The organism is Actinomadura sp. ATCC 39365, assembly GCF_054392275.1.
This window is the reverse complement of the sequence record NZ_CP184335.1, coordinates 6,643,347-6,655,719: the sequence shown is the minus strand read 5'-3', so window position 1 is coordinate 6,655,719 and position 12,373 is coordinate 6,643,347. Positions and strand designations below refer to the sequence as shown.

General features: G+C 74.3%; 12 protein-coding genes and 1 pseudogene. 8 read left to right on the top strand and 5 right to left on the bottom strand.

The features are described from left to right. Positions 1-49: 49 nt before the first annotated feature. From ACNF49_RS32585 to ACNF49_RS32575, 3 genes are all read left to right on the top strand, one after another. Complete coding sequence (locus ACNF49_RS32585; RefSeq protein WP_498703274.1) at positions 50-1,243, top strand: L,D-transpeptidase; 1,194 nt, start codon at positions 50-52, stop codon at positions 1,241-1,243. A gap of 224 nt (positions 1,244-1,467) precedes the next feature. Next, a complete protein-coding gene (locus ACNF49_RS32580; RefSeq protein WP_357975940.1) occupies positions 1,468-1,776 on the top strand; it encodes a MiAMP1 family antimicrobial peptide in 309 nt (102 codons plus the stop codon). A gap of 120 nt (positions 1,777-1,896) precedes the next feature. After that, positions 1,897-3,066, top strand: coding sequence for a CE1 family esterase (locus ACNF49_RS32575; RefSeq protein WP_482939973.1), 1,170 nt, complete (start codon positions 1,897-1,899; stop codon positions 3,064-3,066). Positions 3,067-3,153: 87 nt separating this feature from the next. Here ACNF49_RS32575 and ACNF49_RS32570 read toward each other — a convergent pair whose 3' ends face one another. The 3 genes from ACNF49_RS32570 to ACNF49_RS32560 are packed head-to-tail and all read right to left on the bottom strand — an operon-like array spanning position 3,154 to position 6,127. Continuing rightward, a complete protein-coding gene (locus ACNF49_RS32570) occupies positions 3,154-4,380 on the bottom strand; it encodes an alpha/beta hydrolase family protein (protein ID WP_482939972.1) in 1,227 nt (408 codons plus the stop codon). Between the two features lie 20 nt (positions 4,381-4,400). After that, positions 4,401-5,198 carry an ABC-2 transporter permease family protein gene (locus ACNF49_RS32565; RefSeq protein WP_482939971.1) on the bottom strand — a complete coding sequence of 266 codons (798 nt, stop codon included), beginning with the start codon at positions 5,196-5,198 and terminating at the stop codon, positions 4,401-4,403. Beyond that, positions 5,195-6,127 carry an ABC transporter ATP-binding protein gene (locus ACNF49_RS32560; RefSeq protein WP_482939970.1) on the bottom strand — a complete coding sequence of 311 codons (933 nt, stop codon included), beginning with the start codon at positions 6,125-6,127 and terminating at the stop codon, positions 5,195-5,197. The genes ACNF49_RS32565 and ACNF49_RS32560 overlap by 4 nt, the downstream gene beginning before the upstream one ends. Positions 6,128-6,261: 134 nt before the next feature. Here ACNF49_RS32560 and ACNF49_RS32555 point away from each other — a divergent pair, with 134 nt between their 5' ends. From ACNF49_RS32555 to ACNF49_RS32540, 4 genes are all read left to right on the top strand, one after another. Next, positions 6,262-7,215 (top strand): sensor histidine kinase, encoded by a 954-nt coding sequence (locus ACNF49_RS32555; RefSeq protein ID WP_482939969.1) that lies wholly within the window; start codon positions 6,262-6,264, stop codon positions 7,213-7,215. Next, positions 7,131-7,517, top strand: coding sequence for a sensor histidine kinase (locus ACNF49_RS32550; RefSeq protein ID WP_482939968.1), 387 nt, complete (start codon positions 7,131-7,133; stop codon positions 7,515-7,517). Before ACNF49_RS32555 ends, ACNF49_RS32550 begins: the two co-directional genes overlap by 85 nt. Next, entirely contained in the window at positions 7,514-8,179 is a 666-nt protein-coding gene (locus ACNF49_RS32545) for a response regulator (RefSeq protein ID WP_357975957.1), read from the top strand. Before ACNF49_RS32550 ends, ACNF49_RS32545 begins: the two co-directional genes overlap by 4 nt. An 80-nt stretch (positions 8,180-8,259) precedes the next feature. Then, a complete protein-coding gene (locus ACNF49_RS32540; protein ID WP_482939967.1) occupies positions 8,260-9,591 on the top strand; it encodes a serine hydrolase domain-containing protein in 1,332 nt (443 codons plus the stop codon). Positions 9,592-9,810: 219 nt separating this feature from the next. Here ACNF49_RS32540 and ACNF49_RS32535 read toward each other — a convergent pair. After that, positions 9,811-10,497, bottom strand: a pseudogene (locus ACNF49_RS32535) (LysR family transcriptional regulator); the annotation flags it as partial. A gap of 71 nt (positions 10,498-10,568) precedes the next feature. Here ACNF49_RS32535 and ACNF49_RS32530 point away from each other — a divergent pair. Continuing rightward, positions 10,569-11,267: a CTP synthase C-terminal region-related (seleno)protein gene (locus ACNF49_RS32530; protein ID WP_482939966.1), complete on the top strand. Its 699-nt coding sequence runs from the start codon at positions 10,569-10,571 to the stop codon at positions 11,265-11,267. A 34-nt stretch (positions 11,268-11,301) separates the two neighbouring features. On the opposite strand, the gene ACNF49_RS32525 is transcribed toward ACNF49_RS32530, so the two are convergent. Then, positions 11,302-12,321, bottom strand: coding sequence for an AF_0692 family protein (locus tag ACNF49_RS32525; protein WP_482939965.1), 1,020 nt, complete (start codon positions 12,319-12,321; stop codon positions 11,302-11,304). Positions 12,322-12,373 lie beyond the last annotated feature (52 nt).

The following is a 12,373-nucleotide window of genomic DNA, read 5'->3' as shown; positions in this document are numbered from 1 at the left end:
GCATTAAAGTCTTTGGGGTGGGTTTGCCGCCCTGGGGGAGAGGACAGTCTTGAACGTTGCGCCCGCATGGACGAAGTCTGCCGCCGGCCTCGCGCTGCTGGCGGTGGCGGCTGTGACGGCATCCTGCTCGAGCGGGAACGCCGCCTCGCGCGGGCCGGAAGCGCCCGAGGCCACCACGGTGGCCACCCCGCAGGCGCCCACCGTCACCATCAGCCCCGCCGAAGGCAGCGCCAAGGTCAGCCCGGACAAGAAGGTCGTGGTGACCTCCGCCGGCGGCGCGCTGGAGGAGGTGACCGTCGACGGCGGCGGCCACACGGTCGAGGGCAGGTTCAACGCCGACAAGACCAAATGGGTCTCCCGGACGCCGCTGAAGCCCTCCACCAACTACAACGTCTCGGCCAAGGCCGGCGCCACCGCCGCCACCAGCACCTTCACCACGGTCAAGCCCGAGCGGGAGCTGCAGGTCGCCGACGTCACCCCCAACGCCAAGGGCGAGACCCTCGGCGTCGGCGCCCCGATCATCGTCACCTTCAACCAGCCCGTCACCGGCAAGGCGGCGATCGAGCGCGCCCTGGAGGTGGAGGCCGAGAAGCCCGTCACCGGCGCCTGGCGGTGGATCAACGACACCACCGTCATCTACCGCACCGCCAAGTACTGGCCCGCCCACCAGAAGGTCACCTTCAACGCCCGCATCACCGGCGTCAAGGCCGGCAAGGGCCTGTACGGCGTGAAGGACTACTCCGCCAGCCTCAAGATCGGCGCCAAGGTCATCAGCAAGGTCAACACCAAGACCCACATGATGTACGTCTACAAGGACAACAAGCGCGTGCAGACCATGCGCATCAGCGCCGGCATGGCCACCACCCGCGAGTACACCACGACCTCCGGCGTGCACCTGACGATGGAACGCGGCAACCCGGTGCGCATGATCTCCCCCGGCCGCAAGAAGGGCGACCCCGGCTACTACGACGTGATGATCGACCACGCCGTGCGCATCTCCAACTCCGGCGAGTACGTCCACGCCAAGGACAACGTCTGGGCCCAGGGCGTGCGCAACGTCAGCCACGGCTGCATCAACTCCCGCCCCGACCAGGCCAAGTGGTTCTACGACAACTTCCAGCGCGGCGACGTCGTGGAGATCACCGGCACCAACCGGGAGCTGGAGTGGAACAACGGCTGGGGCTACTGGCAGCTGCCCTTCTCGCAGTGGAAGAAGGGCAGCGCCCTGCACGCCAAGTCCTGACCGCTCCCCCGCTCCCCCTTGCTCTGACGGAGCCGCTTCCAGCCGCTCACCGCCGCCGACAGGCGCGGCGGTGAGCGGCTTTTCGGCGTCCCGGCCCGCCGCCGTGAACCGTCCCGGACGGCCCTGCACCCTCGCCATCAGCGAAAACACCTCGACGTGCACGAAGGGTTGCCATACGATTACCCACCGTGGGCATTCGTCAGGAACCCTCGAAGGAGAACACGTTGAAGAAGATCCTTCTCGTCCCCGCGATCACCGCCGGGCTCGTCCTCGCCTCGGCCGGCGCCGCGTACGCCTCCCAGTACGTCGCCTACGAAGGCCGCGGCTTCACCGGCCGCTCGGTCGTCCTGGACGCCTGCGGCGTGTCCAACATCCCCTACCACGGCTCCTACAAGTGGTACGGCGACGGCCAGAGCGGCCGCATGTACAACCAGCCCAACGCCTCCGGCGTGATGCACTTCGAACTGGCCTCCAACCGCAACGCCGAGCAGCGCACCCCCGTCGGCTGGAAGAGCATCTTCATCGTGTGCTGACCCGCCGCCCTGGCCGGCCGTCCCCGGGCACAGGGGGCGGCCGGTTTCGGCATGCACGCGTACGGGCGGCGGCGAGAGGCACACTTGCCAGTACGACCAGCAGCGCGCGCGGGGGGCGAGATGGGCAAGAACGCGAACACCAGCGCGCGCCCGGCGAGCACCACGGCGACCAGCACCGCGGCCACCAGCGCGAGCACCACCAACGACAGCACTGCAGGCGCCAAGCCGATCAGCAGCAACATCAGCGCCGCGAGCGCCACGGCGACCAGCACCACGGTCACGGCGCTGGTGACGCTGCTGGTGGTGGCGGTGTTGTCAGGCTGCGCGCTGCCCTCCACACCCGGCGAAGGCGAGCGGTCGCCCTCCGCCAGCGGTCAGGCGTCCTCGCCGCCCGCCGCAGCGGCACTCCCACCGGGGAGGATACGGGATCAGGGCAGGGGCGGGGCGAGCAGCGGGTGTGCCACCACGGCCCGCCGGCTCACCTCCGGGCCCCACCAGCTCACCACCGCCGGCCTGACCCGCCGCTACCTGCTGGCCGTCCCCGACGGCCCCGGCCCCCACCCCGTGCTGCTCAACCTGCACGGCCTCGGCTCCAACGCCGCCGAACAGGCCGCCTACAGCCGCCTGCCCCAGATCGGCCCCCGCCGCGGCTACATCGTCATCACCCCCCAAACGGCGCCCGGACGGCTGGCCTGGACCCTGCCGCACACCGCCGGCCCCGACGACACCGCCTACCTGGCCGCCCTGCTCGACGAGGTCGAACGCCACCAGTGCGCCCACCCCGGACGCGAGTTCGCCGCCGGCCTGTCCTATGGCGCCGGCCTGGCCGCCTCGCTCGTCTGCGCCCTGGACGGACGCCTGAGCGGCGTGGCCGCCGTGGCCGGCATCCCCATCGCCCAGCCCTGCGCCCACCCCGCCCCCACCACGATCATCGCCTTCCACGGCACCGCCGACCGCCTGGTCCCCTACGACGGCGGCCACCCCGAGCCCGGCGGCGAACTGCAACACCTGGCCGCGCTCATCGTGCTGCCGCCGGTCGAGCAGACCATGAACGCCTGGGCCGCCGCCCAGCGCTGCTCCTCCCCCGCCACCAGCCATCCCCTGCGCCGCGTCCGCCTGCGCCTGTGGACGTCCTGCCCGCGGGGAGCCACGCTGGGCCTGTACACGGTGGACGGCGGCGGCCACACCTGGCCCGGCCCCATCGAGCTGCCCGGGCTCGGCGACACCGCCCGCGACCTGGACGCCAGCCGGCTCATCCTCGACACCTTCGACCGCGCCCCCACCCGCTGACCGGCCCCGGCAGCCGTAGGGACGGGGCCGGGCGCGCGATCCGGGAACGGCGACGGACGGGAAGGACGGCGGCGGCCCGGTGCGGGGTCACGGGTTGTGGAAGCCGACTTCGGGGTTGCCCGGGGTGGGGCCGTCGAGCAGGGCTTGTCTGCGGTTCTTGAGGTGCTGGTCGAAGAAGGCGCCGACGTAGGCGCGGGTGAGCACCAGGGCGCGTTCGGGGGCGATGGTGCCGGGAGCCGGTGGGCCGAGCTTGCTCTGCGGGACGGCCAGGTCGGTGAAGCTGTTGTGCCGGGCCTGGGCGACGGTGAGCCAGCGCTTCCAGCCGCGCAGCGTCGGCCAGGCGCTGTCCCAGGTGTCGTCCTTGCCGGGGCTGTGGTCACTTTGGCTGCCCATCAGCAGGAAGGGGCGATCGCCCAGGCCGGCGGCGGGCAGGGTCGCGCTGATGGTGCCGTCGAGGTTGACCCCGGCCCTGATCCGCGTGTCGGCGGCCATGGTGGCGGAGGCGGCCTCGCCGCCGATGGAGTGGCCGGCCATGCCGACGCGCCTGGAGTTGATCAGGCCGGCGCGTTTCCAGGCCGGGTGGCGGCCGGTCAGCCGGTCCAGGACGAAGGAGACGTCCTTGGCGCGGTTCCTGGCGATGGCGGCCTTGCCGCCCTCGGGGGGTTTGGGCTGGTCGCACAGGGGGGCGCAGGTGAGCAGGCCGACGCCGGGGAAGACGGTTCCCGACGATTCGTAGGCGTGGTCGAGCGAGGCGACGACGTAACCGCGGCTGGCCAGGTCCTCGGCCAGGGAGGTGAGGCTGGCCCGCGGCAGGCCGAGGCCGGGTGAGAGCACCACCAGCGGATGGCGGCCCTTCTTGGCGGGCGCGCCGGCGTGGGCGTAGGTGCGGATGTCGCTGACGATCTCAGCGGGCAGGTCGGTGCCGGGGGCCTTGCGCCGCAGCAGGGACGCGGCCTCCTCCAGGGCCATGAAGGGGGCCGGGGCGCCGGTGGCCGAACGAGCGGGATAGTACATCGAGACCATCAGCCGGCGCGGGCCCGATCGCGGGACCCAAGGGTCCTTACGGCTCCTGTCGACCAGGGACAACACGTCGCGGCCGACCGGATCGGGGCCAGTGGGGCGCGGCAGCTCCAGCCGGGGAACGTCCGGGGACACGGTGACCGCGGCGGCCGCGGCGGCAGGGCCGGTGGAGGCGGCGGCAGGGCCGGAGGGCGTGGCCGAGGCGGTCGGCGTGGCGCAGGCCGTGACGGCGAGGGCGAGGCAGGCCGTCAGCGGGACGGCCGGCAGGCGCCGCAGCAGCAGCAGGGAGTTCATCGGATTCCTTTCGGGAGCGGTCAGACGTCGCGGCGGTGCACGACGAGCACGGCCAGGACGGCGGCGGCCAGCGGCCAGGCCGCGAACACGGCCCAGGAGCCGGCCACCGTGGGCAGAGCCGGATCGTCACGGAGCTGGGGCATCCCCAGGCAGGTGCGCCAGACGTAGAAGGGCACCAGGGCGTAGAGGTCGTTGAGCCACTGGTGGACGGACGGCCGGAAGAAGGTCGGCACGATGACCAGCACCGCGCAGACCGACACCACGGCCGCCGCGGTGTGCCGCAGCAGCGCGCCGACTCCCATGCCGACCAGCCCTGACACCGGAGCCAGGAGCGCGTTGGCGGCCAGCACGCGCAGCACGCCGGGATCGCCGGGCCGGACGGCGACGCCGCGGCCCGCCAGGACCGCCTGGCTGACGCCGAAGGTGGCGGCCGAGACGAGCACGCCGGTGGCGAGCATGACGCCGCCGACGACGGTGAGCTTGGCGGCCACGACGCGGTGCCGGGCCGGGACGGCGGTCAGGGTGGTGCGGATGAGGCCGGTGGCGTACTCGCCGACGATCGTCAGCGCGCCCAGGCCACCCGCCCCGATCATGAGCATGGTGGCCGACAGGCCGCTGAACGCCTCGTTCAACGGGCTGAACGTGGCCTTCTGCATCGGCGGGAAGCTCGGCCAGTCGTGGAAGGCCTTCAGGCTGCTCTGGGCGGCGAAGGCGACGACGGCCAGCGTGCCGAGGCCGAGCAGCCAGCGGGTGGAGCGCAGCGACCAGAGTTTGATCCACTCGGCGGCCAGCAGGTCACGGAAGCGGGCGGGCGTCATCGCCGCTCACCTGCCAGGGCGGCAGGGTGGTCGGCGCGGTAGTCGGCGCGATCGGCGGTCAGCTCCATGAACGCCTGCTCCAGCGAGGCCGCGCGCGGGGCGAGTTCCCGCAGCTCGATGCGCCGCCGGAAGGCGAGCTCGCCGATGCGGGCGGCGCTCAGGCCGGTGACGGTCAGGGCGCCGTCGTCGTCCTGACGTACGCGGGCGCCTGCCTGGGCCAGCACGGCGGCCAGTTCGGCGGGGTCGCAGCAGCGCACGGTCACCGAGGCGCCCGTGCCGCGGGCGGCGAACTCGGCCACGCTCTCGTCGGCGATCAACTCGCCCCGGCCGATGACGACGAGCCGGTCGGCGGTGTGCTCCATCTCGCTCATCAGGTGGCTGGAGACCAGCACGGTGCGCCCTTCGGCGGCCAGACGGCGGAACAGGCCGCGCACCCAGCGCACGCCCTCGGGGTCCAGGCCGTTGACCGGCTCGTCGAACAGCAGCACCGGCGGGTCGCCCAGCAGGGCGGTGGCGATGCCGAGCCGCTGACGCATCCCCAGGGAGAATCCGCCCACCCGGCGACGGGCCACGCCCTCCAGCCCCACCTCCCGCAGCACCTCGCCCACCCTGCGGTGTGGCAGGCCGTTGGCGCGGGCCAGCGCCGACAGGTGCGCCGCCGCGGTGCGCCCGCCGTGCACGTCGCCGGCGTCCAGCAGCGCGCCGGCGTGCCGCAGGCCGGTGCGGTGACGGGCGAACGGGCGGCCGCCGATGGTGGCGGTGCCGCTGGTGGGCCTGTTCAGCCCGAGGATCATCCGCATCGTGGTGCTCTTGCCGGCGCCGTTCGGGCCGAGGAACCCGGTGACGCAGCCCGGCCGCACGGTGAAGGTCAGGGCGTTGACGGCCGTCACCCCGCCGTAACGCTTGGTCAGTTGGTCGACTTCGATCACCCGGCCAACGTTGTCGCAGGCCGGGCAGGCGTGACATCTGGCCGCGGGCCGGTTTCCGTGCCGGCGGGGTGGCCCGCGGGCATAGGCCGGCAGGCCGATGCCCGCGGCGCGGACCGGTGACTACGATCGACCGGGTGCGCGAACCAACGCCCAGGCCACCCTTGACGCAGCGGCTGCCGCACGGCGTGCGGACGGCGCTGTCGTGGTGCGCCGTGGTGGCCTGTCTGCCGCTGCTGTACGTCGTGACGCTGGCCGACGGCGAGAGCCCGCTGCCGGTGGAGGCGGCGCACATCGGGTTCGCCGCCGCGATGGCGGTCCCTGGGGTGTGGGCCCGGCGGCGGCCGTGCGCGGTGCTGGCGGTGCTCCTGGCCGAACTGGTGGTGGCGGTGGCGTGGGCGCAGCCCGCCGAGCGGCTCTGGCCGCTGCTGCCGGCGGCCGATCTGCTGGTCTGTCTCGTCACCGCCACCCGTACGCGCCGGACCGGGCTGGCCGCGGCGGCCGGCACGCTGATCGTTCAGCAGGCGGCCTGGCACGGGGCCCTGCTGACCCAGGGGTTGCGCGTCGTCGCGCCGGGCTTCCTCGCGCTGTCGCTCCTGCTCGGCCTGGGCGTCGTGGTCGCCTGGACGGCCGGCACGACGCTACGGCAACGACGCGAGTACGGCCAGGCGCTGCGTGCCCAGGCCGAGCTCCAGGCCGTCACGGCCGACCGGCTGCGCATCGCGCGCGAGCTGCACGACATGGTCGCCCACAGCATCGGCGTCATCGCCATCCAGGCCGGCGCGGGCGCCCGGGTGATCGACAGCCGGCCCGAGCAGGCGCGCCAGGCGCTCGGCGCGATCGAGACCGCCAGCCGGCAGACCCTGCAAGGACTGCGGCACATGCTCGGCGCACTCCGCGAGCCCCCGCCGCCGCAGAGCCGGACGCAGAGCCGGACGCGGGGCCGCCCGCGGAGCTGGCAGACCTCGACCGGCTCGCCGAGACGACCACGGCCGCCGGCCTCCACGTGGACGTGCGCCGCCAGGGCAGGCCACGCGAGCTGCCCGCGGCCGTCGACCGGTGCGCCTTCCGCATCGTCCAGGAGTCGCTGACCAACGTCGTCCGCCACTCAGGGGCCCGCCACTGCCGGGTCGTCCTCGACTACGCGCCCGGTCAACTGCGCATCGACATCACCGACGACGGACCCGGCACCGCCACCACCGCCGCCGCCGTCCCTTCGCCCGGCAGCGGGTACGGGATCGCCGGCATGCGGGAGAGGGCCGCCCTGCTCGACGGCCGCCTCAGCGCCGGGCCGCGCCCGCAGGGCGGTTTCCGCGTCACCGCCGCCCTCCCGCTGCCGCCTCCCGCCCCGGCGCGGGAGCGCGGCCGGAGCACACACGTGGAGGCACGGTGACCATCCGCGTCCTGCTCGCCGACGACCAGCCGCTGATCCGCGCCGGTCTGCGCATGGTCATCGACGGCACCGCCGGCGTCGTCGTCGCCGGGGAGGCCGGGACGGGAGCCCAAGCCGTCCAGCTCACCCGGCAGCTCCGCCCCGACGTCGTCGTGATGGACATCCGCATGCCCGGCATGGACGGCATCGAGGCCACCCAGACCATCACCGCCGAATCCCCCGACACCCGCGTGATCATGCTCACCACGTTCGACGACGACGGCAACGTCCACGCCGCGCTGCGGGCCGGAGCCAGCGGCTTCCTGGTCAAGGACATGGCGCTGGAGGACATCCTGTCCGCCGTCCACGTGGTCGCGGCCGGCGACGCGCTGATCGCCCCCAGCGTCACCCGCCGCCTCATCGCCGAGTTCGCCGGCCGCCCCGAACCCCGCCCGCTGCCGCGCGAGCCGCTGGGCGTCACCGCGCGGGAACGCGAGGTGCTGACCCTGGCCGGGCGCGGCCTGTCCAACGCCGAGATCGCCGCCCGGCTGCACATCAGCCCCGGCACCGCCAAGGCCCACATCGCCAGCCTGCTCACCAAACTCGGCGCCCGCGACCGGGTCCAGCTCGTCATCGCCGCCTACGACGCCGGCCTGGTCTCCCCGCACCACCACGATCGATGACGGCCCGGCCACCCGGACAGCCGCGGCGAGCCGGCAGGTACGCACCTGGCGCCCGCCCGACGCCGCTAGTCTTGTCGCCCATGAGTCAGGTGGGACAGGTGACGGCCCGCGCGCTGCTGCGCAGGCTGGCCGTCGAGCAGGCCGAGTGCAGGGTGCCGTCGCTGACGGCGGCGATCGTCCGCGACGGGCGGACGGTGTGGTTCGGCGGCCGCGGCCGCGTCGGCGACGGCCCGCCGACCCCGGCCACCCAGTACCGGCTGGGATCGATCACCAAGTCGATCGTCGCCGTGGCCGTCATGCGGCTGCGCGACGAGGGCAGGATCGCGCTGACCGACCCGCTGGAGCGCCACCTGCCCGGCACCGCCGCCGGGCAGGCCACCATCGCCCAGCTGCTGGCCCACACCTCCGGCCTGACCGCCGAACCGCCGACCGACTGGTGGGAGCGCACCCCCGGCCTCGAGCTGCCCGACCTGCTCAAGCGGGTGGGCCCCGACCAGGTCAGACACCGGCCCGGCCGGCTCTTCCACTACTCCAACGTCGGGTTCGCGCTGCTGGGCGAGCTGGTGGCCCGGCTGCGCGGCACCGGCTGGCAGCAGGCCGTGCGGCAGGAGGTGCTGGCGCCGCTGGAGATGAACGCCACCACCGCCCGTCCCCGCGCCCCGCACGCCACCGGCTACGCCGTCCATCCGTGGGCCGACATGGTGCTCACCGAGCCCGAGCACGACGCCGTGGCCATGGGGCCGGCCGGGCAGCTGTGGTCCACCCCACACGACCTGGCCCGCTGGGCCGCCTTCGTCGGCGGCGACACCGGCGGCGTGTTGTCGGCCGACACCCTGGCCGAGATGCGGGAGCCGGCCGGCGTCGTCGACGGCGACTCCTGGACCGCCGGCTACGGGCTCGGCCTGCAACTGGCCCGCGTCGGCGGGCGCCACCTGGCCGGACACACCGGGTCCATGCCCGGCTTCCTTGCCACCGTCTGGGCCGACCCGGCCGAACGCGTGGGCGTGCTGTTCATGGCCAACACCACCAGCGGCATGACCGGCAGCCTGCTCACCGATCTGCTCGACATCCTCGACGAGCACGAGCCGCGCCTGCCCGAGGAATGGCAGCCCGCCCCCGCCGACCCCGACCTGCTGGCGCTGACCGGGCTGTGGCACTGGGGGCCCAAGCCGTACGCGCTGCGGCTGCTGCCCGACCGCGGCCTGTCGCTGGCGCCCGTCGACGGCAGCGGGCGCGCCTCCCGGTTCGTGGCCCAGGACGACGGCACATGGCTCGGCCTGGACGGCTACTACGCCGGCGAGACGCTGCGCGTGGCCGCCGACCACCTCGACCTCAACACGTTCGTCTTCACCCGCGAGCCCTACGACCCGGCCGCGCCGGTGCCGGGCGGGGTGAGCGGCTGGCACGCCTGACCCGTCCACCCGCCGCACGCGGACCGGCCCGCACCCTGAAGCGTCAGCCCGGCGGGCCGGCCAGGGCCTTGGCCAAGGTGGCGGCCGGGCCGGGCGGCAGCGCGCCGTGCACCAGCTCCACCCGGTGCACCAGGCGCGGCGCCACCAGCGGCACCCCCGGCCGGCCGAGGCCGGCAGCAGCGTCAGCCCGTGCCCGGCGGCCACCAGGTTGAGCACGGTGTGCACGTCGTCGCCCTGGTAGACCAGCGCCGCGGCGAACCCGTCGCCGGCCAGGTCACGCAGGCGCGGCAACGGGCACAGCGGCGTCTGCAACCAGCGGGCGTCGACGAGGTCGGCCAGCCGCAACGCCCGGCGCCCCGCCAGCGGATGCCCCGGCGGCAACGCCACCACCAGGTCCTCCTCGCTGACGCCCACCGTGGTCATCGGGCCCGACTCCGGCAGGCGCAACGGGTCGCTGGGCGCGGCGATGCCGTCGGCCAGGCCCAGATCGGCCTCACCCTCGGCCAGCAGCTCGGCCAGCCGCTCCCGGTCACAGGTGCGCACCTCCACCCGCAGCCGCGGCTGGGCGGCGCGCGCCCCGGCCAGCCGTCCGGCCAGCACGGCGTTGACCGCCAGCGGGGTGGCGGCCAGCCGCAGCCGGTGGGCCGGCTGGGCCGCCGCGCGCAACACGTCGGCGCGCGCCGACCGCAGGCGCAGCAGCAGCGGCCCCGCGTGTTCCAGCAGCCGCTCACCGGCCGGGGTCGGCTCCACCGGGCGGCGGCCGAGCAGCGGCAGCCCCAGATCGGCCTCAAGCGCCGCGACCTGCTGGGAGATCGCCGACTGGGTGTAGCCGAGCTCGTGGGCGGCGGCCGAGAAGGAGCGCAGGCGGGCCACCGTCACGAACGTGCGCAACAGATTCGGGTCCATCAGTAATGCTTATAGCAGGTGCAGACATCATCGTTGGCGCTTAAGCGCGGGTGGAGGTCACGATGGGAGGCATGAGAATCGCCCTGGTCGCAGACCGTTCACCCGGCGTCCGGTCCCACGCTCGCGTCCCTCGCCTGATCGAGGCGCTGCGCGAACGTGACGGCATCGCCCTGGACCCCTACTGGATCCCCACCACCGAGGCCGACGACCTCGACGGCTTCGACGGCATCTGGATCATGCCCGGCAGCCCGTACGCCAGCGAGGCCGGCGCGGTCAACGCCGCCCGCACCGCCCGCGAGCGGCGCATCCCGTTCCTGGGCACCTGCGGCGGCTTCCAGCACATGCTGCTGGAGTACGGCCGCCACGTGTGCGGGCTGGACGTCGACCACGCCGAGAACACCCCCGGCGCCCAGGCGTTCCTGCTGGAGCCGCTGTCGTGCTCGCTGGCCGGGCACGAGGGGCTGGTGCGGCTGACCCCCGGCTCGCGGATCGAGCAGATCATGGGAACCACGTCCATCGTCGAGGCCTACAGCTGCTCCTACGGCCTCAACGACGCCTACCGCGGGACACTGGCCGAGCACGGGCTCGTCTTCTCCGGCCACGCCGAGGACGGCATGGTGCGGGTGGCCGAGCTGCCCGGCCACCCGTTCTTCGTCGGCACGCTGTTCCAGCCGGAGCTGGCCGGCGACGGACGGCGTCCGCACCCGCTGATCGCCGCGTTCGCCGCCGCCGTGCAGCGCCACGCCCAGCCCGCCGCCGCGGCCCGCTGAAACGTCAGCCCGTACGGCGGGCCGGGGCTGAAGGTCAGCGTGTACGGGCCGGCGCTGAAAGCCGGCGCATGCGGCGGGCCAGCAGCGCCAGGAGGGCGGCCGTCACCAGGCCGAGCACGGTGAGCGAGACCCGGTCGGCGGCCGTCTCGCCGTTGGCCAGCACTCCGAAGGCGGTGTGCCCGATCAGCGCACCGCCCGCCAGCGCCAGGCTGTGCCGGTCACGCCAGCCCTCGTGCGCCGCCCAGCGCCGTACCAGCAGCGCGGCCACCACAGCCAGCAGCGCCGCGGCCGCCATCGGCGCCGCCACCCAGCCGCCCTGGGTGAAGGCCGGCTGCCGGGCCCCGCCGAAGGGGAACAGCAGCGCCAGATACCCGAACGCGGCGACCCCGGCCCCCACCGCCACCAGCGCCGGAGCGGGCGCGCCCGCCGATCCCCCGGCCGCCCGCGGGGCCTCGGCCGACGACGGCGGGACGACGCGCAACGCCAGGACGGCCAGCGCCGCCACCGCCAGCAGCAACCCCGCCTGCACCGGCCACGGCGCCAGGTAGCCGGGGTCCATGAAGGTGGCCGTCCAGCGCAGCAGCAGAGCGCCCAGCACGAACACCACGCCCGCCGCCACCAGCCCGGCCCGCCCCAGGTAGGGGCGGTGGCGCAGCGCCGGGAACAGCAGGTCGGCCAGCAGGATCGGCAGCGCCACGCTGAACACCGCGTGGTAGGGGATGTTCAGCTCGGTGTAGGCGCTGTTGAGGCCCAGGACGCGCGGCGCCCATCCCGCCGCGCCGTACAGGGTGGGGCTGGTCAGCGCCTGCAGCGCCAGCCCCTCCTCCACGATCCCGTACGCCGCCCCCAGCAGCAGCACCGACCCCCACCCGCGACCGGCACGACGTACCAGCTCGCGGATCAGGACGGTGCCCGCGCCGTAGATCGGCGTCCACACCAGCAGCAGCCACGCCTGGCGCAGCGGCGGATTGCCCAGCGTGAGCTCGGCGACGACCGGGGTGAGCCCGGCCAGTACGAGCGCGGCCCACCGGCCGCGTGCCTGAAGGGAGACCATGCCCCCACGCTCCCGTCCCGCGCGAGGGCGGCGCTGCTGCCTTGCGGCCGGT